This is a genomic window from Stenotrophomonas maltophilia, from assembly GCF_900186865.1.
Lineage (GTDB): Bacteria > Pseudomonadota > Gammaproteobacteria > Xanthomonadales > Xanthomonadaceae > Stenotrophomonas > Stenotrophomonas maltophilia.
On the sequence record NZ_LT906480.1, the window covers coordinates 265172 to 284070 of the forward strand.

General features: G+C 65.5%; 30 protein-coding genes. 1 reads left to right on the forward strand and 29 read right to left on the reverse strand.

The features are described from left to right. Positions 1-83 precede the first annotated feature (83 nt). From CKW06_RS01220 to CKW06_RS01245, 6 genes are all read right to left on the reverse strand, one after another. Positions 84-341, reverse strand: coding sequence for a hypothetical protein (locus tag CKW06_RS01220; protein WP_024956201.1), 258 nt, complete (start codon positions 339-341; stop codon positions 84-86). Then, the gene (locus CKW06_RS01225) at positions 341-649 is read right to left on the reverse strand and encodes a hypothetical protein (protein ID WP_024956200.1); all 309 of its coding nucleotides are present in this window, start codon (positions 647-649) and stop codon (positions 341-343) included. The genes CKW06_RS01220 and CKW06_RS01225 overlap by 1 nt, the downstream gene beginning before the upstream one ends. After that, complete coding sequence (locus CKW06_RS23880; RefSeq protein WP_231910854.1) at positions 649-1218, reverse strand: hypothetical protein; 570 nt, start codon at positions 1216-1218, stop codon at positions 649-651. Before CKW06_RS23880 ends, CKW06_RS01225 begins: the two co-directional genes overlap by 1 nt. Then, a complete protein-coding gene (locus tag CKW06_RS01235) occupies positions 1215-1421 on the reverse strand; it encodes a hypothetical protein (RefSeq protein ID WP_024956198.1) in 207 nt (68 codons plus the stop codon). Before CKW06_RS01235 ends, CKW06_RS23880 begins: the two co-directional genes overlap by 4 nt. Positions 1422-1487: 66 nt before the next feature. After that, positions 1488-1832: an ogr/Delta-like zinc finger family protein gene (locus CKW06_RS01240; RefSeq protein WP_032963111.1), complete on the reverse strand. Its 345-nt coding sequence runs from the start codon at positions 1830-1832 to the stop codon at positions 1488-1490. Next, positions 1829-2161 (reverse strand): DNA-binding protein, encoded by a 333-nt coding sequence (locus CKW06_RS01245; RefSeq protein ID WP_076738385.1) that lies wholly within the window; start codon positions 2159-2161, stop codon positions 1829-1831. The genes CKW06_RS01240 and CKW06_RS01245 overlap by 4 nt, the downstream gene beginning before the upstream one ends. An 84-nt stretch (positions 2162-2245) precedes the next feature. Between CKW06_RS01245 and CKW06_RS01250 the strand changes: the two genes are divergently transcribed. Beyond that, positions 2246-2677: a helix-turn-helix domain-containing protein gene (locus CKW06_RS01250; RefSeq protein ID WP_024956197.1), complete on the forward strand. Its 432-nt coding sequence runs from the start codon at positions 2246-2248 to the stop codon at positions 2675-2677. 384 nt (positions 2678-3061) lie between these two features. Here CKW06_RS01250 and CKW06_RS01255 read toward each other — a convergent pair whose 3' ends face one another. The 23 genes from CKW06_RS01255 to CKW06_RS01360 all read right to left on the reverse strand — a co-directional run bounded on the left by CKW06_RS01255 (position 3062) and on the right by CKW06_RS01360 (position 18870). Continuing rightward, complete coding sequence (locus tag CKW06_RS01255) at positions 3062-4093, reverse strand: phage late control D family protein (RefSeq protein WP_024956196.1); 1032 nt, start codon at positions 4091-4093, stop codon at positions 3062-3064. Continuing rightward, the gene (locus CKW06_RS01260; protein WP_024956195.1) at positions 4090-4491 is read right to left on the reverse strand and encodes a phage tail protein; all 402 of its coding nucleotides are present in this window, start codon (positions 4489-4491) and stop codon (positions 4090-4092) included. The genes CKW06_RS01255 and CKW06_RS01260 overlap by 4 nt, the downstream gene beginning before the upstream one ends. 11 nt (positions 4492-4502) lie before the next feature. Next, positions 4503-7367 (reverse strand): phage tail tape measure protein, encoded by a 2865-nt coding sequence (locus CKW06_RS01265; RefSeq protein WP_024956194.1) that lies wholly within the window; start codon positions 7365-7367, stop codon positions 4503-4505. Positions 7368-7389: 22 nt separating this feature from the next. Further along, complete coding sequence (locus CKW06_RS23700) at positions 7390-7527, reverse strand: hypothetical protein (protein ID WP_169800875.1); 138 nt, start codon at positions 7525-7527, stop codon at positions 7390-7392. A gap of 12 nt (positions 7528-7539) precedes the next feature. Continuing rightward, on the reverse strand, positions 7540-7656 hold the full coding sequence (locus tag CKW06_RS01270; RefSeq protein WP_032963109.1) for a GpE family phage tail protein: 117 nt from the start codon (positions 7654-7656) through the stop codon (positions 7540-7542). An 8-nt stretch (positions 7657-7664) separates the two neighbouring features. Then, positions 7665-7976, reverse strand: a complete 312-nt coding sequence (locus CKW06_RS01275) for a phage tail assembly protein (protein WP_024956193.1) — start codon at positions 7974-7976, stop codon at positions 7665-7667. Positions 7977-8036: 60 nt separating this feature from the next. Then, the gene (locus tag CKW06_RS01280; protein ID WP_024956192.1) at positions 8037-8546 is read right to left on the reverse strand and encodes a phage major tail tube protein; all 510 of its coding nucleotides are present in this window, start codon (positions 8544-8546) and stop codon (positions 8037-8039) included. 20 nt (positions 8547-8566) lie between these two features. Beyond that, entirely contained in the window at positions 8567-9736 is a 1170-nt protein-coding gene (locus CKW06_RS01285) for a phage tail sheath protein (protein WP_024956191.1), read from the reverse strand. 15 nt (positions 9737-9751) lie between these two features. Next, entirely contained in the window at positions 9752-10102 is a 351-nt protein-coding gene (locus tag CKW06_RS01290) for a GPW/gp25 family protein (RefSeq protein WP_024956190.1), read from the reverse strand. Continuing rightward, positions 10099-10596, reverse strand: a complete 498-nt coding sequence (locus CKW06_RS01295; protein WP_231910859.1) for a phage baseplate assembly protein V — start codon at positions 10594-10596, stop codon at positions 10099-10101. Before CKW06_RS01295 ends, CKW06_RS01290 begins: the two co-directional genes overlap by 4 nt. 338 nt (positions 10597-10934) lie before the next feature. Continuing rightward, on the reverse strand, positions 10935-12101 hold the full coding sequence (locus CKW06_RS01300; protein ID WP_024956188.1) for a tail fiber protein: 1167 nt from the start codon (positions 12099-12101) through the stop codon (positions 10935-10937). A gap of 3 nt (positions 12102-12104) precedes the next feature. Beyond that, positions 12105-12656, reverse strand: a complete 552-nt coding sequence (locus CKW06_RS01305; protein WP_024956187.1) for a phage tail protein I — start codon at positions 12654-12656, stop codon at positions 12105-12107. After that, on the reverse strand, positions 12649-13539 hold the full coding sequence (locus CKW06_RS01310; protein ID WP_024956186.1) for a baseplate assembly protein: 891 nt from the start codon (positions 13537-13539) through the stop codon (positions 12649-12651). Before CKW06_RS01310 ends, CKW06_RS01305 begins: the two co-directional genes overlap by 8 nt. A gap of 86 nt (positions 13540-13625) precedes the next feature. Then, positions 13626-14087 (reverse strand): phage virion morphogenesis protein, encoded by a 462-nt coding sequence (locus CKW06_RS01315; protein ID WP_024956185.1) that lies wholly within the window; start codon positions 14085-14087, stop codon positions 13626-13628. Continuing rightward, positions 14084-14569: a phage tail protein gene (locus CKW06_RS01320; protein ID WP_024956184.1), complete on the reverse strand. Its 486-nt coding sequence runs from the start codon at positions 14567-14569 to the stop codon at positions 14084-14086. The genes CKW06_RS01315 and CKW06_RS01320 overlap by 4 nt, the downstream gene beginning before the upstream one ends. Next, positions 14566-15090: a hypothetical protein gene (locus CKW06_RS01325; RefSeq protein ID WP_024956183.1), complete on the reverse strand. Its 525-nt coding sequence runs from the start codon at positions 15088-15090 to the stop codon at positions 14566-14568. Before CKW06_RS01325 ends, CKW06_RS01320 begins: the two co-directional genes overlap by 4 nt. Next, positions 15090-15725: a glycoside hydrolase family 19 protein gene (locus tag CKW06_RS01330; protein ID WP_024956182.1), complete on the reverse strand. Its 636-nt coding sequence runs from the start codon at positions 15723-15725 to the stop codon at positions 15090-15092. The genes CKW06_RS01325 and CKW06_RS01330 overlap by 1 nt, the downstream gene beginning before the upstream one ends. 1 nt (position 15726) lies before the next feature. Next, a complete protein-coding gene (locus CKW06_RS01335; protein WP_024956181.1) occupies positions 15727-16002 on the reverse strand; it encodes a phage holin family protein in 276 nt (91 codons plus the stop codon). Further along, positions 15995-16354, reverse strand: coding sequence for a putative holin (locus tag CKW06_RS01340; RefSeq protein WP_024956180.1), 360 nt, complete (start codon positions 16352-16354; stop codon positions 15995-15997). Before CKW06_RS01340 ends, CKW06_RS01335 begins: the two co-directional genes overlap by 8 nt. 2 nt (positions 16355-16356) lie before the next feature. Continuing rightward, positions 16357-16572, reverse strand: coding sequence for a tail protein X (locus CKW06_RS01345; protein WP_024956179.1), 216 nt, complete (start codon positions 16570-16572; stop codon positions 16357-16359). Continuing rightward, positions 16572-17039 carry a head completion/stabilization protein gene (locus CKW06_RS01350; RefSeq protein ID WP_024956178.1) on the reverse strand — a complete coding sequence of 156 codons (468 nt, stop codon included), beginning with the start codon at positions 17037-17039 and terminating at the stop codon, positions 16572-16574. Before CKW06_RS01350 ends, CKW06_RS01345 begins: the two co-directional genes overlap by 1 nt. A 104-nt stretch (positions 17040-17143) precedes the next feature. Beyond that, positions 17144-17851, reverse strand: coding sequence for a phage terminase small subunit (gene gpM / locus CKW06_RS01355; RefSeq protein WP_024956177.1), 708 nt, complete (start codon positions 17849-17851; stop codon positions 17144-17146). Between the two features lie 2 nt (positions 17852-17853). Beyond that, positions 17854-18870, reverse strand: coding sequence for a phage major capsid protein, P2 family (locus CKW06_RS01360; protein WP_024956176.1), 1017 nt, complete (start codon positions 18868-18870; stop codon positions 17854-17856). Positions 18871-18899 lie beyond the last annotated feature (29 nt).

Genomic DNA, 18899 nt, shown 5'->3' on the forward strand with positions numbered 1-18899 from the left:
TACTGGCTGGTGGCCCGAGGGCGTGCATGGTTCTCTCCTGGCTACCCATGGCGACGGTGGTGCGCCGCAGGGGTGGTGTGGGGCTATTCGTCTGCTGGTTTGGAGCGGGCGAGGATTCCGCGCAGGTCGTCGGTGATGTACTCGGCCACGGCTGAGGTGTGGTCGGCGGTGATGCCCAGCACCTTTGCCGCCTCCGCAGGCAGGACGGCGATCAGCTCGACGGCGTAGGAGATACGCCAGAGGCGCGTCAGGTCGTCGGCGCTGATCAGGTGCCCGTTCGGGTCGGCATGGGGCGGCGCCGGGTTTCGGTGTGGCGGCACGTGGCCGTTGTGGCTTCCCATCAGTTCACCCCGCCCGGATAGCTGTCGCCGGTGCGCAGCCATTGGAAGAACCGGTCGGCTTCGCCCCTGGCGAGCAGATAGACCACGGTTCCGGTCTGGATGCCTTCGGTGGCGGCGCGCTGCACATCCTTGGACTTGTGCGCGGAGACGGTGGCGGCCGCGTCCGATTCGATGTGTATCAACGCCAGATACAGCACGCCGCGTTGGTCGAAGGACGCGCGCAGGCCAAAGCCAGGCACCTGAGTTTCCAGCACGATCACCGGACGCACGGCGGCATCAGGGATCACCACGTTGGAGGCACCCGCCATCAGTGCACCGCCTTGTCGTCGGTGCCAGGCGCGCCGCCGTTGGCGTCACGGGTAGCGGTGTAGGCGGCGATAACGTCGCTCAGGGTGATTTCGTGAGGTGCCACGCCGAGGGCGAGCAGGCGCGTGATGAACGCCTGATATGCCTCATTGGGCCATTCGAGGGTGTCGGCAATCAGGCCGAAGACAAAGGAAATGTGACGCGCGGAAGGATTGCCGGGCGTGGAAGGGGCGCCATGAGGCATGGAGACGTCTCCTGTATCCGAGGTATGGCCTCGGCGAGACGTTTCGACGCGTCGCACCGAGGGTGTCGGGAGGTTCGAAACCGGGATACAGACCGGCGGGCAGCTTTCCCCTTGCGGGTGTTGTATGGCTGCCGCCCTCCCGACGTAGAAAACGTCGGTGCGCTCGTTATGCAGGCGCAAAAAAACCGCGATGCTGACGGGCGCGGATGCCGCTGTATCCTCGGAGTTTCGACGCTCCTTGCGGCAGACAATGCTCTCCCTACCCGGCGAAGTCAAGGGGAAATGCGGGAAAGTGTGGGAACGGCATTCAGCAGCGAACCGGTTCATGCGGACACCTGTGCAGCGGCGGCAGAGGGCAGCTGCTGGTAGTCGCCACCGGCGGCGATGTGGGCTTCCACCAGGGCGCGCAGTTCGGCCGCTTTGCGGGCCTTCTCGGTGTACGGAACGTACTCAACGCCGCTGGGGCTGCTGACGAAGTTCGGCGCAGTGGCGGTAGACCATCCGTCACGCTGGGTTTTGTGTCGCATCATGCACAGCACTCCCTAGCCGGCGGCCGCAGCCGCCAGGTCAGTTCGTTGTGGAAGGGGAAAGGTGAATCAGACGGCGGGCAGGTCGTCGCTGTCCGGTGAACGCGCTTCGATGTCGTCTATCCAGTCGGTTTGCAGTTCGCCCTGGTCCTGCTTCCAGCGGGCTTGCAGCATCGTCCGCTGAAACCACGGTGTTGGCGGCAGTTCGCAGGCCGGAGCGCTGGGGAGGCCGCTGGGGCTGGCTAGGTTGGTCAGTTCCGAACTGCCGGTGTAGGTAGCACCACACATGGGGTTCGGGCAGACGTATGCGTCAGTGCGCAGGAACGGGTGTTGCAACGCACTTGTGCGCTTCACCAGCCGGGCATTGCAGGCTGGGCAGCAGAACACAGCGCGCTGGCCAACGGCGGCACTCATGCCTTGCTCCGAGCCTTGGGCGCCTTCTTGGCGGCGGTGGTCTTTTTCGAGGCTTTACCGCTCTTGTCACGTGTTGCGGGCGACTGACGGGAATTGGCGGGAACTGTGCAAGAATTGGGATCGCGCTTGATGCCAAGCGCGATAGCCGCTTCATGCGATTTGCCGAAGTTGCCTTTGCCAACGCCCCGCAACGCATCGTTGACCGCGTGACGGTCGAGGTTGTTCTGCCGAGCAAATGCGACCACGGTGATACCCATGTCGCGCAGGTGCTGGCGGGCTTCCTCCGGCGTACGCAATTTGGGCTGAGTCGTGCGTCGTGTGGCGGTCATTCCGTTTCCCCGTGTTAAGCGAGCAGTGAAATATCTTTCACTATCTTCGGTGAAACATATTTCACCTGTCAAGGAGGTTTGAGCGTGAGTGTGGGTCTTAGGCTGAAAGAAGAAAGGAAGCGTCTGGGCCTTACCCAGGAGGCCATGGGTGTGGCGTGTGGTGTCACCAAACGCACACAGATCTTCTACGAGATGGACAGCGTTGGAGCGAGCGCGGCTTACCTGACCGCTGCCTACGAACTCGGCGCGGATATCGTGTATTTGCTGACCGGCAACCGCGAGCGGTTGGCCGAGGCCGACGCGGATCTGCTTGATGCCTGGCGCAATGCGTCGGCTTCGGCACGCGCCGCCGTGATGGCCGCGCTGCGCGGTGTTACGCCGGCGGCGACAACAGCTGCGCCCCGGACCAGCTTCGAGAACACCAGCATCGGCCAGCAGATCAGCGGCGATGTGGATCTGCGCGGGCAAAAGGTCGTTGTCAAGGCTCCGAAAGGATCAAAGAAAGCCGCCCGCTGAGGCTTACCCCGCATCGCATTCAGGCCGCTAAATCGCCCGTACAGGGCGCCGGCAGGGCGCGGAATCTGATGTGAGGGAATATGGGTTGTAGCGGTGAGGTGAAGCGTGGTCATGAAACGTGCGTGTGCAGTGGCCCTACCGTGTTCGAGGGGGCCGTGATTGGCCAGGTGTTCACCGGCGACGTACAGATGCAATGCCCCCATGGGGAGCATCCGCGCGTAGCGCAGGTGGAAACAGAAAGGGCGCCCACGGAAACGGGGCGCCCTTTGTCTACGGCATTGATCGCACTGGCGATCTGGCAGGCAACTTATCCATCACCGGTGATGGCAGCGGCATGCGGTGGTTCGCTCTCGCACGCGCTGCTCTTCCTCATTGCGGGCGCAGTCACTCGGTATCTGAAGCCGAGGGTTCTGCGCTGGATTCGCCGCCACGCTCAAGCTCGAGGCTGGATCTGAAACCGCTGCCGCCGTCGATGGTGTGCGTGACCTTGGACACCAGCCAGTCGGTGCCATCAATCTCCGGCTTGAAGCCGCTGACGGTGACCGTCTGCTCAGGGTAGATATCGGCGCGGCCCAGCGCGAGTGTGTAGCTCAGTTGCGCCGTACCGCGATCCAGCCGTTTGAACTCCGCTTCGGCCTGCTGACGCGCTTCGTCGGCGTTGGCATAGGTGGCCTGCAGCTTCTTCTCATTCTCCGAGGTGCCCACCAGCACGCCTGTGCGACGGGCGCCCTTGCGGTCGCCCCAGTACGCGCGCACGCCGGAGTACTTCTCCCGGTCGGCGACGCTGTAGCGGTGCTGGTCACCACTGGCGCGGGTGATCTGAACGCCTGGCAGCGGCTCGCCGCTGGCCGTGGTGCCGGCGCCGATGGGCGAGAAGATCAGTGTGCCGGCCTTGATCGTGGCCACCGCGTCGAAGCGCTTGCCCAGGCGGGTGAGCAGGTTGATATCGCTCTCATTGGCCTGGTCGAGGTGGGGAATGGGCTGGCGCGCCAGATCCGCGGCCACCGCCAGCCGCAGGGAATGCTCGCCGGCAATCGCCCCGAGAATGTCGCCCAGGGTGCTTTCGTGCCAGCTGCGTTCGCGGCGGCTGCGCACCGCACCGGTCAGGTTCGCCGAACGCGCACGGATGCTCAGAATATCGGGTGCCCCGCTGTGCTCCACGTCATCGACCACGAACGTTCCCTTATCGAACAGGCCGCTGCCCTCCCAGCCGATGGCCACCTGCAGCTCCACACCGCGACGCGGCAGCGCCAGGCGTCCGTCATGGTCGTGCAGGCGCAGGTCGATCTGGTCCGCTTCGTCGCCACGGCTCTCCGACAGCGACAGGTCGAGCAGGCGCGGGGCAAGGCGGCTGGTCAGGTCCACGCCATCGAGCACCACGCGCCAAGCCGGGACGGGATACGGAAGGGCCCTCATGCCGGTACCTCGGCGGCGGCGCCGTCATCGTCGCGTTCGAGCTGCATCTGAAACTCGATCAGGCGCGGCGTGCCATCGGCGAACAGCTCCTTGCGTGTCTCGTTGAGGCCCACCAGTACATAGGCGCCGTAGACCAGCCCCGTGCCCTCAACCAGCGCTTGCGGTTTGCCTTCGTCGGCCAGGGCGCGCAGATCATCCAGCACGTGCAGATTCGATGCCAATTCGCCCGCGATCACGCCTTGCAGGTTGATGGTGTCCTCGCCCAGGCCGACATACTGGCGTGCAGGGCGCGCGTGCAGTCGTTCGCTGCTGGCATGCCGCCAGCTCATTTGCCGCTGCAGCTGATCGTAGGCAGCTGTAGACAGGGAAAACACAAAGGTGCCGTAGGTCATCATCATGGCGATGGATCTCAGTCAGTCAGACGGGAGGAGCGCCGGCCCGCCTTGTCGCGCTCGATCTTCTCGATCTCGGCGCGCACCAGGGCCGCAATGCCCTGGCCATCGGTGCCTGACGGCGCGGTGATGTTGATGGTGTAGCTGGAAGCGCCTGAGCCGCCCGCTGCGGCCGCTGCAGCACTTGGGGCGATCACCGGCGCGCCGCCGGCCATAACGGGCATTGCAGCCGCGCCCAGCGCGATGCCTGCGCCGGCCTGCTTCATGCGGTCGCCCAGGCTGGTTACCTGCTGCAGCGGCTCGCCTTGGCTGCGGTCGAGGCCACCGGCCAGACCTTGCATGGTGAAGTCGCCGAACTGTGCGAACACGCGCGACGGACTGTGGATACCGAGCATGCCCTTGAACTTGCCCACCACACCCGAAGCGACGCCGGCGACGGCGTCCATGGCCGCGCTGCCTTTGGACACGATGCCATTGACCAGTCCCTGCACCATGTCGATGCCGGCCTGCATCATCTGCGCGGGCCACCCGAGCAGGATCTGATTGACGCCCGCCCACATCGCGCTCAGGCCAGAGCGGATCTTGTCGCCGTTGCCGGTGAACAGGCCCACGATCAGATTCCACGCGCCCTGCAGGTACGTCCACGCACCGCCAACAGCGTTCTGGACCACCGGCAGGATGGTGGTAAAGGCGCTGACCAGCCAGCCAATGGCCTTCACCGCCATGCGCAGGTTCACGGTCAGCACGGTGCCCAGGATCTGGCCGAACCCGCGCCCGGCATTGGTGGCGCCCTGCAGCTGCTCGCTGGTGGCCTCGAACGGGGCGAACAGTTTCATCACCCAGCCCCACGCCTGGCTCATCGCCGAGGAGACCATGTCCCACACCGGGCCGAGTGGTTCCAGCGCGGTGGCCAGCTCGGCCATGATCGGATTGACCACGTCGAGGATGCCCTGCCACGTCCCGATCATGAACGCCTTGATCGGCTCCCAGTATTTCCACACCAGCGCTGCCACCACGCCGATGGCGGCGCCGATGGCCAGCACCGGCAGGCTGATGCCCCCGAGCAGCGGCAGCAGCATGCGGCCGACGTTGAATAGCATCGGGAAAGCGCGGCCACCGAGTGAGAGCACCTGGCCCACCAGCTTGCCCAGGCCACCGCCACCGCTGAGCAGCGTCACGGCCTTGTGGATCTGCGTCAGCGCCATCGCTCCCACGCCTCCGGCGACCAGCAGGCCACCCAGCGCCACGGCCAAGGCGGTGCCCCCTATGACCAGTTTGGCGATGGTGGCGACCAACTGCGGATTGTTCTTGACCCACTCGGCCATGCGGTCGGCGACCTTGGCCACGCGCGCGGCCAGTTCCTTCACCGTGGGCAGCAGGGTCTTGCCGATCCGCTGTGACAGCACGATGGCGCTGTTCTTGAGCAGGATCAGGCCGTTCTCGGCGGTGCCGACGCGGGCGGCGTACTCAGCGTTCATTGAGCCGCCGTACTTCTGCTCATCGGCCACTTTGCCGAAGTTCTCTTTCAGCAGGTCCAGGTTGGTCAGCAGCGGGGCGATGGCGCCAATGGACTCACGCCCGAACAGCTGTGTCATGGTCGCGGCCTGCTCGGCCTTGGGCAGCTGCTTGAGCTTCTCCAGCACGTCGAGAATGGCGCCGCCGGCGTCGTCCTGCATCGCCTTGGCCAGGTCGCCCGCCTTGAGGCCGAGCTTGTCGAACGATGCCACCTGACGGGCCGTTGCCGCCTCGCCCGAGGACAGGGTGAGCAGCATGTTCTTGATGCCCGTGGCCGACACTTCCGACTCGATGCCCATACCGGCCACCGTGGCGCCCAGCGCCGCCAGCGGGCCGCTACCCAGGCCGGCGACCTCACCGAGCGCACCGATACGGTTCACCACCTCGCTGATCTTCTGGACGCTAGCCGGACCGGTGTTGCCCAGGTAGTTGATCTTGTCGGCCAGCACGACAACGTCATCCTGGCCCATGCGGAAGGCGGTGCGCCAGGTGGCCATCGTCTGGCCGGCGTCTTCGGCGGTGGTGTCGAAGGCCACACCCATCTTAGCCGCGTCCTCGGCGAAGCGGGTCAGCTCGTTGCTGGCGATGCCGGCCTGACCGGCAGCGGCGACGATCTTGGCAATGTCGGTGGGCACCATTGGCAGGCGCCGGGACAGTTCCTGAATATCGTTGCCCATCTTCTCGAAGCCGTCGGGTGTGTCGAAGTCGACCACCTTCTTGACGTCGGCCATGGCGGACTCGAACTCCATAGCCTGAGCGATGGGCAGACCCTGGGCGCGCAGCGCACCGAATGCGGCCAGTGCGACGCCAGCGCCGTGGGCTGCTGCGCTCATGCCAGCGCTGTGGATCTTCTGGCTACGCGCCTTGGCGGCGTCGAGTGCGGCCAAGCGAGTGCGCTGTTGTTCCATCTGCTGCGAGGCGGCAGCGATATCGGTGCGTAGCTTGCGCTCATGGGCGCCGAGCTGGCGCGTGCTGATGCCTGCGCGATCCAGACCAGAGCGCAGACGCTGCAGTTCCACGGACTGCTGCTGATGCTGGTTCTTCAGCTGGGCGGCGGCGGTCTTGGCCTGAGCAAACTCACGGCTGAGTTTGCGGGTCGGTGTGCCAGCGGTGGCCATCTGCCGGGCCAGGGCGGCGACGCGGACCTGGGCCTCCTGATAGCGCTGCTGGGTGGACCGCATGGCCTGCTGTTGCTGGCGATACGCGCTCACATCGCGCTGGGCGTTGTTCAGTCGACGCAGGGTGGCCTGCTGCTCCTGCAGGGCGCCGGCCAGCCCCTTGCTGCCGGCCATGACCTTGCGGAAGGGCGCTGTGGCCTGATCGAGTGCCTGCAGGACTACCTGCAGGCGAAGGTTGCCGCCGCTCATGCGACGACAACCGGCGCGCCACCTACGGCGGCGTGGTATCGGATGGATCGGGGGCGAACGTGGCCAGCAGACGGCAGAGCGCGCTCAAGGCCCACACCAGCAGCGCGAGGACGAACCCGAGCAGGAGCAGCGCAACAACGATGGCGATCACGGTGACCATGGGGGGACGGTATCACGGCTCGGCTCCACTTCTTACACGGGCGCGCTCGCGCCATTCGATCAGTTCAGACAGCGAAAGGGCCGATAGTTCGGTGAGCGTGAACGGAAAGATCACCGCGATATCGGCCATGTAATCCTCTACACAGCGAGGAATTCCTGCTGCGCCTTCGGCAAGAAAAAACCTGCCGTCGCGGTGCCGATGGCGACCAGGTCGGCGGGGTCCAGCTTGTTCACATCAGCAGCGGTCAGGGTCGGCTCGGTGATGCGTGGCAGCAGCGTGGCCACCGCGCCCACGTCCATCTGCAGCAGATCCACCAGCTTGATGCCGCGCAGCTCGCCGGCATTGGGCTTGCGCAGCGTGATGGTGTCGATGGTCTGCTCGCCGCGCTGGATGGGATAGTCGAGCGCGATGGTGTTCGGGGCGATGGCGGTGTTCGTCTTGGCGGTCATGGTGCGTCTCTCTCAGGAAGGGGGCGGCCGGGCCTTGGGAGCGGCTCGGCGCTTGGGGGATCAGGCGCCGATGGCGCGGCGCTGGGCGGCGAGCAAGTCCACGCCGTTGACGATGAACACCATGCCGACCATGTCGATTTCGATCTCCGTGCGGCCGTTGATGCTCAGCTTGTAGTAGCTGGCCGAGGTCTTGGTGCTGAACTCGGTGTCGTCGCCGACCTTGCCGGTACCGGCGTCGATCTCGGTGTGGCGACCACGGACGACGATTTCCACCGAATCGACCTCGGCGCTGTCTTCGCGCTGGTAGGCACCAGCGAAGCGCAGCTGCACGGCGTTGTGGCGCACCGCGCCGTACTGGCGCAGCACGTCGCGCATCAGGCCGCCGCACTTCCATTCCAGTTCGATCTTCTCCTGGCCGAGGTCGATATCGATTGGGCCGACCATGCCGCCGGCGCGGAACTCTTCCATCTTGCGGGTCAGGGTGGGCAGCTTCACCTCGACAACCTGGCCGAGATAGCTGGCGCCATCGTTGAACAGGTTGAGGTTTTTCAGTTTGCTGGGCAGGGACATGGGAGTGGTTCCTCAGTGCATCAGGCGGTGATGCGGGTGGCGAAGTCGGCGAAGTAGCGGTCGGTGATGCGCTGGCGAAGATTCAGACTTTCCAGCGGCGGTACCGGGGTGTAGTCGTAGTCGATGGCCAGCTGGCCGCTGGAGAGCTGCGTGGGCAGGTTGGCCGCTTCGTCGTACCAGGCGTTGGCGTCGATCACGTAGCCGCCATTCTTCAACTCGCGGAACTTGGCGTTGATCGTCTCGATCATGTCCTTCACCAGCGACGGGTGAAGCGGCTTGTCGATGTAGATCATCTGCGCCTCGGCGATGGTGTCGGCCAGGATCTGTGCAGTCCGCGTAGCCGACTCGAAGGCGAACAGCGGATCGTCACTGCAGGTGCGCGAACCCCAGAAGCGGTAGCCCTGGCTGTTGATGAGGGTGGTCACCGCAGCGGCATTGAGCAGCCCGGCGTCGGTTTGCGGGTCTTGCAGATCCCAGGTCACGTCGGCGCTGAGGCCGGTAACGCCCTGCACCTTCACGTTGGACAGGGTCTTGTGCCAACCGGTCTGCTGGTCGATCAGGGCGCGCAGGCCGAGGGCGCGGGCCGTGGCGTAGCTGACGGCTTCCTTCTTGGCCGTGGTGTCCCAGGTCAGGAAGTCGGGCCACATCATCATCAGTTCGCGGTCGCCGAACTTCTTGCGGTAGAGCAGGATCTCCGAGACGGTCTTGGCCTCGCCCACGCCGACATAGGCGATGGCGCGCAGCTTCTTGCAGATCGAGGCGATGCTGGTGGTGACCGCTTCGGTGTCCAACCCCGGTGCGGCGATGATGCGCGGCTTCACGCCGAGCTTGCTCTCGGCCACCAGCAGCGCCTGCAGGCCGGTGTAGCGACCACCTGCAACGGTTCCGATGACATTGCTGGTCGTGGTCGCAGCATCCTCGCCTTCATCCACGCGCACCACCACGGTCACCGGATTGGACTGATCGGCAATGGCGGCAAGCACGCCTGCGAGCGTGCCCTTGGTGCCCGCCTTGGCGATGGCGCCACGCACATCGGTCAGCAGCACCGGGGTATCGATGGGGAAGGTTGCGTCGTCTGCATCCTGGCTGGTGCAGACGATGCCGACGATGGCAGTGGCGACGGTGCGGATGGGACGGATACCGCCATCGAGTTCGATGACGCGCACGCCGTGGTGATAGTCCTGAGCCATGGGTAACTCCTGCGGTTATGGGGTTTGGAAGCGAAGCGGGACGGTGGCGCGCTGTGGTTGGCGGCTACCTGCGTGCTGGTAGTCCAGGTCGAGCACAAAGACGCCGGGGGCATCGCCTTGGGCGAGCGCAACGCGGGTGAGCCGTATCCGTGGCTCCCACCGCATCAGGGCGGTGGCGGTGGCACCGAACAGCTGCAGACGGGTGTGATCGTTGAACGGCTGGTCGATCAGTTCCGGCAGCAGCGAACCGTACTCACGGCGTTGGATGCGCGAACCGAGTGGGGTGGTCAGCACATCGCGGATGGACTGCACCAGGTGTGCGGTGCCCTCGGCGCTGCCACCGTTGATGGCATCCATGCCGATCACGCCGGCGGTCCCGAAGTACCGCCGCCGGGCTGCACGTCGCGGTGCTTGTGCTGCTTGAGGCTGACGCCGCCGGCGATCACATCCTCGCTGGCTTCGGCCTTGCCGGTGATGGAGACGTTGCCCTCAATGGTGACCGGCCCGGTGATATGCAGGCCACCGTCGGCCACGATGCTGACGGTGCCGCCGGCGGGCAGGTTGGCTGCGAGTGCGTGGGCGGCGCTGTCATAGGCCACGGTGGCGGTGTCGGCAAACTGGATCAGCACCAGATCCGGGTTGCTGGACGGCGCCGGGAACGCGTTGCTGAACATTCCGGGCACAGCGACCGCGTTGGCCAGGTCGCCGTCGATGCAGAGCAGCTGGACCTGCTCGCCGCGGCTCGGCGGTAGCCACACCCGGACCTTGCCTGCGGCGGGCGTCAGCCATGGGATGAACGCGGTTTCCAGTTCACCGCTGCGCACACGGCAGAGCGCGGCGGCGTGATCGACCTCGGTCACCACGCCGTCGCGTATCAGGTTGCTTACTTTTTGGAGCAGGCCGCTTTCCATAGGGCCATGTTGGACGCGGTTGCACGCGCGCGTGAGCGGAGCGGCCTGTAAGTTGCTGCCATACAGCCTGATGCCGGCTTACCGTCTTACATCAACTTCCACCCAGGAGCCGCGCACCCATCGCCACTGCTGCGTTCCAGAGAGGGGATAGGGTGGCTTGGTTTCAACTGCGTCGGCTGGGATCAGGAATACACCAGGCTCCAGTGGGCTTTCGCCAGCCACCGTTGCACCGAGTAAATTTCCAGAGGCATCGCACTGCCATACGCGCTTTGTTCTCATTGGGCGACTCAGTACTTGATGCAAGCGAGAAGCGCGACGTTGCGTGGACGGGTCTCACCGCCACCCGCCGGTTCGGTGTACACACTACCTACTGCATCATCGGAGCCAATGGCCACATTGCGAATCCCACCAGGCCTGTATGCACGGACAGCGTGGGAGTGCGCTCTAAGGTCATCTGCCTGGCTGCTACCCAGCTCTCTGGCCCAGTCGACTCCCCGACCGGTGTCCCAGCTTCGAATGAACTCGCCGCGCAGATCTGGTAGTCGGAACGTGAGCCCGCTAGCGCTGCCGAAGGTTGTGCCGATCGCAGCGAATAGGGCCGCGTAGGTTGTTCGACTCACGTCTGATCCGTCGCAGCGCAGCCAACCCCCAGGAGGGGACGCCATCGCGAAGTGGGCAACCATGCCCGCCGGTAGAAGCTGGTCAGATTGGAGGTCGCTGACATCGGCGATGGTGTGCTTGTGCTGCTTGGGTGCGAAGTCGACCGCATGCTTGCCGTCCACGGTGTCGGCATCAAGGCCGTTTCCGGCGCCCTCATCCTTGAGTGAGGCCCCCTTCAGCCCGAGATCCTTGCGCACGTCGTTTGCGTTGTCACGCGCGAGAATGGTCTTGGTCAGGGGCGTGGGTGCGCCTGCGCCGAAGCGAGCGTTCAACGTGGCATGCAAGGCCGCAGAGTGAACGGCACGCTGGCGGTCCTGACCGGTGATCGCCTCTTCGTCTGTGGTCAGCTCGACCACGCCCTGCGTTTCGGTGGTTGCCGGAGGGTTGAGGAAATCGGCGTTTCCGAACTGGATCTGCCTGGCGTCCACATCCGCCATCATCCAGTCGATGGCGAGCATCATCATCGCTTGGGCCGACTTTTCAAGAATGATCTTATCGCTCCCGTACACGGCCAGCAGCGTGCCGTCGGCCAGGTACAGGCCGATGCCGCGCAGCATGTAGGAGTCGGTCGTTTCATCTCGGACGGTCAGATGCACCACGTCGTCAGCCACGGCTTTGCCGCCGAAGGTGTTCAGTCGCTTGCGCTCGCCGGGTAGGAGAACGTCGCCCCCATTGGGGTCTGGAACGAATGCCTGATCGGTGACACCGATCTGCGTGACCGTCACCGCCTTAGTGCCGGTGTGGGCCGCGTTGACCAGGGCGGCGCGGCCGCGTGTGGTGAACTTCAATCGCATGGGTCAGTCCTCGGTGGTCATTTGTAAGCGGCGGTAGGCGACGGCCTTGATTGCCGCGACCAGCCCCAGCTGCTCGGCGAACTCGGCGCCTTGGGTGAACGTGAAGTGAGAACGCACAGGCTTGGTACGGCTGATCTCGGCGATCACGTCCTCGACGTACTTGGCCGAGGGATCCACGCCGGGGCGCCCGGAAATTGTCAGCACCAGCTCGAAGGTGTGTGGCTGCCCACGTGGTTCCTGCTGCCACCATTCGCGGATCGCCACCGATCCCCCAAACGATTCGATCACCTCCCGCACGCTTCCGGCGGTGCCCTTGTGGCGTTGGATGTTGATCGCGCTGGCAATGCGTTGCCGTTTGATGTGCTCAGGCCACGCGCTGTCCCAGGTATCGAGCGACATTTCCCACGCCAGCCACGGCAGGAACTCGGCCGGGCACGTCCACGGGTCTTTGATCTGGCCGTGACGCATGGGCATGGCCAGCACCGTGGCGTCTGCCGCTTCCAATGCGCGCTCCAGCGTGGTTGCGTTGGGCGGCAGCAGGCTGGCGCTACTCATCGGTGCCCACGTGGTTAACCGTGACCGAGGCGCAGTACGCGGCCTGTGTGCGGCTGATGCTCAGATCGGCCGTGGGGCTGCGTAGGCGAACGCGTTGCACGCCCTCTGTGTGCAGCTGGGCATAGATGGCCGATACGGCGATATCGCGGCCGAGGCGATGCGCCTCGCTCATGTAAGCAGCCAGACGTCGTCTGGCTTCAGCGATCACCACGGCCGCATCCGGGCCGTCAAAGGTAATCAGGTCCGCGTCGACGGTGTAGCTGACGATCTGCGCCGGCGCGACGGTCACAAGATCGGTAAGCGGGCGGACTTCGCCACTCTGCAGTAGGTCGTTGACCTTGGCCAGCAGCGCGGCCGAGGGCGTCCCATCGCCGTCCCGCCCGAGTACGGTTACCACGACCTCCCCTGGCGCCGGGCTGGTGGCGCTGGCATCAAGCACGGCGGTGTCGGCAGAAAGCGTGTGGAAGATGTAGGCGCCCTCTGGCCCGGCCACCGAAAGCCCTTCGGGGGCCAGCTGAATGCGGCGTCGAAACTCGGCATCTGTCTCGAACACGGCCGGCGTCCCGGCTTCGGTGTCGGCAGGGGCCAGCTGTTTGCGGGTGACGCCAAAGGGGGCAGCGAGGTTGTCCAGATCCGCGCCCATCGCATAGGCCAGGAAAAGGCCACGTGCACGCTGATTGAACTGCTCGCGCAGCATCAGTTCGCGGTAGGCGCTGGCCTGCAGCACCTTGTAGACCGGATCGGATTCGACCAGGGCGTCGTATTCGGGCATGTACCGCTTGAACTCGGCCACGCGCCGAGCGAGCAGCTGCTCGAACTGCAGCGGCTCAAACACGGCAGGCAGCGGCAGGCGGGAGAGGTCAACGGCGGTAAAGGTAGACACGGCGGCATCGGCTGGGAGCGTGGTTGCAGCTTCCCATCGCGCGCGCGCGTGGTCATCGCGCTGGCCGTGTAATGGCGATGATTACGCTATGGCTCCCGCAGATGGTCGAGGATCAGATCACGCACCAGCTGTTCGTCGGCGGGCGAGAAGCCCAGCAGCTTTCGGCGGGCATAGGTGTGTTTGAGGCCACCTTTGGCGACGGTGTCTGACCGCCCTTCCTGATGCACCAGGGCGATACGGGAAACGCGCCCGGTAAAGCCCACGGCAACCTCGTTGGGGGTGACGCGAACACGCAGATGCCGGGCCTGTCGGATCTTCACGAACATGGCGCCGCGCTTGATGCGGCCGGCCTTGGCCCGGCGCGGGGGAGCGGCGCGACGTGGGGCGAATGGCGAGCCATCAGGGTTGTGTTGTGACGCGATCCGGCGTTGTTGCGCGCGACGTAGGGCCGTCCCAACCTTGCGAGCGAGGCGGTTGCGCTCGGCGGGTTTGAGGCGCTGCAGCAGCGGCGCCACCCAGGCTTCCAGCCGCTGCAGATCCTCGCTCATTCGGTGATTGCCGGGAGGGTGGCGATCTGCACGCCGTCGGCCACCAAGATGCCGCCTGCCAACGTATCGGCATGGGCGACCTCGGTGGGCGGCTCGGGCAGGTGCTGCAGCTGCACGGTGCCATCGGCGCTCCGGGTGACCAGCACGCGTTCGGTGAGCGGCATCTTGATGGCGAGATCCACCAGGTTGTCGCCCAGCACGTCCACCTCGAAGGTCAGCTTCTCGCGGTTGGCAGGGTTGGCCAGCAGTTCGGGCTGGTGACGGGTCAGCCATTGCAGCAGCGGCACCATGACCGCTTCGGGTGCGCTGCCGAAGTCGGTCAGCACCAGGTCGAGGGTGTAGCGGTACTCGAATGCCAGGCCCGGCCGGTAGGTACCAGCCAGCCCACCGCTGTCCACGAAGATCAGCAGCTTGTCCGGGTCGCTGGTCAGCGCGGGGATGGCCGCGACCAGGTGCTGCCGCAGCAGCTGCGGCTTCTTCACTGTCCACCCGCCTGTCGCTCAAGCTCGGCGTGCAGTTTGCGTGCCAGCTCCTGCAGGGCCACTACCTGCTCGACGGTGGCGTGGCAGATGGCGTAGTTGCCGGCGACGGTTTCGGCGACGGCAGAGAGCGGAGTGCCGGTGGCGGGCGCATCAGGATCGCCGGCAGGGCCGGCGGCGGGGTCGCCGCTCGCGGCGGCGTCGTGGAGCTGCACGAAGCCAGCAGTAACAGCGCAGGCAGAATCAGCAGACGCAGTGACATAGACGGGAACCTCTTTGGTGATGGTGTGCCCGCGCTCGCGCACCAGCTGTACGCGGTCCACGTACTCGGTCACGACGCGGGTAGTGCCTTGGGCCAGCTCCAGCTTGCCGGCCAGATCGGACTTCTCGGCGTTGGCAGTGGCCAGGGCGCGATTGGCCTTGTCCAGCGCGGCGGTGGCGCGACTGACGCGCCCCTGCTGGCAGCTGAAAAGACCGGCGGTGGCCAGTACCAATGCGGCCAATGCAAGGGCGCGGTAGAGCATCAGCGCGCCCCCAGCGCCGCCAGGGCGCGGTTGGTGCGGGCGGTGCGGTCGGCCATGCCATTGGGCGTGGCGCGGCTGCGGGCGTTGCCCAGGTTGATGATGCGGCTGACGGCCAGTACGTCGCGCTGGTCGGCATAGGCGTTGAGGCCGTTCACCTGCCAGAACGCCGCCGCTGCCATGGCGCCGATTTCCGGCTCGATCAGCAGGCCCGGCTGCTCTTCCAACGGCTGGCCGATCAGCTGACCCATGCTGCGGTAGTTCCCACGGCCGGTGTGCTGCATCGGGCCACGGCCGCGGAACAGGTAGCCATCGCCACTGGGCTCGTTGCTGTTGCCGTTGCGGTTGGCATACACGCGGTTGCCGAGCTTGGCCGGTTGGTGAACGAACGCCGCCGCCTCGGGGCCGGTGATGTACTTGCCGAACACTTCCAGCAGCCGTTCGCGGCTGTAGCTGAGTGATTCCTCAGTGCGGGCCAGGCTCAGGCTTTCGTGGCCCAGCTGTGCGAGGAAGTAGGCTGCACGTACCGGCGTGTTGATGCCGAAACGCATCATGGCGGCATTGAGCGGTTCGGCCCAGCGCTGGGCGCGCTGCTGAGGGCACTGCATGATCTGCGCGAGCAAGGTGGGGGTGAGCATGTCATCGGCTCCCGAACAGATGGGCGACGTTGCCGCGCGAGCGGTAGGTGGCCACCAGCAGCACGATCAGCACCACCAGCTGCCAGACGCTGACGGTGGCGCGCGGTCCCTGCAGCAGGATCTGCAGGGCTTGGCCGCCGGTGGCCGTGGTCAGCAGCCACGCGCACCAGGCGATGCCGTGGCGATGATTGGCGCCGGGCATGGGCCGGTAGGTCAGCAGGCGAATGCAGATCGCCACGCTGCACAGGAGCGTGGCGGCGGTCAGGAATTCAGTCATCGACGTTCTCCCGTGAGTACCGGGTGGTAGTCGGCACCGTGGTGCGGCTGCGCTCGATCAGGGTCAGGGTCAGGGTGATGATGGTGGCCGCGCACAGGAACGCAGCCAGGCCGCTGGAAGCCACGTCGAACCGGCGCATGACCTCGGTACCGCCCATGTAGCCAGCCACCACACTGATGGCCAGATAGATCAGGCGCTTCCACAGCGACAGGTCCTTGGCCGAGACGACGAACAGCGTCCCGCCGGCGAATGCGCCGATGAATGCGTCGGTTTCGATGCCCGGCAGCAGCGAGGCAAGGCCAACGCCGGTGGCCAGGGCCACCATGCTGCCGGTAGAGGTTGGTTCGGTCATCTTCAATCCCATAGCTGGACAAGTGGGCGCGTGGCTGCGCCGGTGGGCGATGCGGGCACGTCGGGCAGGTCCACCTCGGTGCCCATGGGAAGCACCGGCCCGAGCAGGCTGATGCCGTAGTTCAATGCCAGGGTCTTCTCGACCATGCCGGCCGTTGCGCCCAAGTGGCGATGGCAGAGCGCATCGAGCGTGTCGCCCTGCAGGGCAATGACGCGCATCAGATCAGCTCCACCGTGACCCGGCGCGACCCCTGCAGATCACTGATGGCGTTGCGGTAATCGCGCCGCAGTTCATCAATGGTCGGAGTCAGATCGTCGGCGCGTTGATTGCCCTGGGCGGTAGCGTCATAGGAACGGTAGCGTTCGTGCAGCTCCACGGCGGTGCAGCACTGCACTGCGCGCCGGTACAGCTGCAGCAGCACCGACTCTCCGTCGAGCTGCTGCGCCGGTATGTCTGCCAGCGCAGCAAAGCCGTCCGCTTCCTTGCGGGCCTGCCACAACGCCAGCTCCCGCGTGACCGAAGCCACGGCCAGCACCACGGTGTTGCGGAGCCGTGCCGGCAGCACGTCACCCGGAACCCGGATGGCTTCCCGCAGTGCGTCCACGTCGATCTCCGGCCAGAATGCACCGGCGGTGACGGGGGCGAGCTTGGGTGCGGGCGATGCGTTGGCGGTGAAGGCGCTCATGGTGTGTCCGTAGGTCGCCGGTGGTCGGGGCGTCACGCCAAGGGAGAGAGGTCTTGGTGATCAGCCCCGAGCCGGCGGGGTCGCGGGGTACGCTCGGTGTGAGGTCAGTCGTTGGACTGGCTGGCCTCGAACTTCTTCTGCAGGCGCTCGGCGCGCTTGAGGTCTTCCTTGCCGCCGCAGCTGTCATGCAGCTGGATGGCGGTGCGCAGGTCTTCGATGGCCTGGGCGACTGCGTCGGCGCTCAGCGGCGCAGCCTCGGTATCGGTGGCCAGCAGGCTGCGTCCACGCGCCAGCAGCAGACGGGCACGCACCTCGTCGGGCATGTCCTGGTCCTCGGTGAGCGTGGCCGCCCGGTCGATCACATTCAGGTCGAACGGGGCGCTGGTCTTGAGCGCGTTCAGCGCGGCCAAGCCGATCTCCTCAGCCACCACGCAGGCCGCTGTGCGCTTGTGGGTGTCCGGCATATCCAGACCGTGGGCCAGGACGTACCGCGCAATGTCGAGGCCGGCGTCGAACAGCCCGGCATCGAAGTGCCACAGCATCAGCGTGGAGACGATATCGTCCTTGCCGCCGGCGTCCGCCGACAGCACGCCCTCCAGATACGGAGCATAGGACGGTAGCAGCGCAGTCTTGAGCTGAGCCTTGCCCTGCGTGGACTGGATCTGCTTCAAGCGGGCGCGGTCGGAAGCCAAGCGCACCTGCATCTGCTGGTAGATCGTGGTCCCTTCCATCAGGTTGCTGCCGGCGGTGCGCGCCGCCTCCTTCGAGGCGAGCGCACGCTTCACATGGCGGCTGGCGGGGGTGTCGGCCATGGTCAGATCCCGAACTCGATGTTCTCGGCCAACGCGCCCAGACCGTAGTCCTCCACCACGTAGTCATCATTGGACGACTCGAAGTTGGCGACGCGGTTCTTGTTCGGCTGTTCGATGATGTGACGGCGGCGCGAGGCAATCTGCCAGTACAGCGACAGGTTGCTGAGGCTGGTCACCATCAGCGACTTGGCCGGGAAGAACGGCACGATGACCGGCTGCAGGCCACCGATGCGCTTGGCGCCCAGGATCAGTTCGGCCGCGACCTTCTCGGTGGGGGCGTTGTCACGGTTGATGATCGGGAAATACTTGTCATGCACCAGCTGGCGACCACAGATCACCAACAGGCTCGGATCCTCCTGATGCCACGGGTCGATCAGGTTGGCGACCAGGTCCATCACCAGGGCATCGATGTTGCCGTAGTCAGCGTCGGTACCGCCCACCTTGATCTTGCCGCTGCCATCGACGCCTTCGGTCATGACGCGCTCGGGCGCATGCTCGCGGTACTTCTGCAGCCAGCCCTTGTTCACATCCTGCAGCATCGGATTGGCGACGCGGTTGGTGTTGATGGCAATGCTGGTGCCGTGCCAGCCGATCATGATCCGGTCCAGTGCCTGGCGCTGGATGATCGCGTCGCGGATCAGGGTCTGGAACTCGGGGCGGTGCGCCCAGGCGTCCAGACGGGCATAGGGCAGGGCGGTATCAAAGTCGGTCTTCTGGCACTCGTAGGTGTTGGACACTAGCGAGGTCGGATCGGACGGATTGCGCTCGCCATTGCCGCTGGTGTCGGTGCGGCCGGCAATGGTGCCGGTGATGCCAACGCCAACCTTCTGGCCCTTCAGTTCGTTCACGCCGACCATGTTGATCGCTTGCAGGAACGTGCTGCTCTCCTGCATGCGGGCTTCGAGGCTCTGCTGAACGGTCGGCTCGACAGAGAAGGTGTTGGCCACGCCGCTGACGTTGTTCAGCGTGGCAACCTGCTGGGTGTAGCCCTCGAACAGGCGGCGGGTTTCGGTACGCATGGGGTAGCTCCGGAATGTTGAGAGAGGGT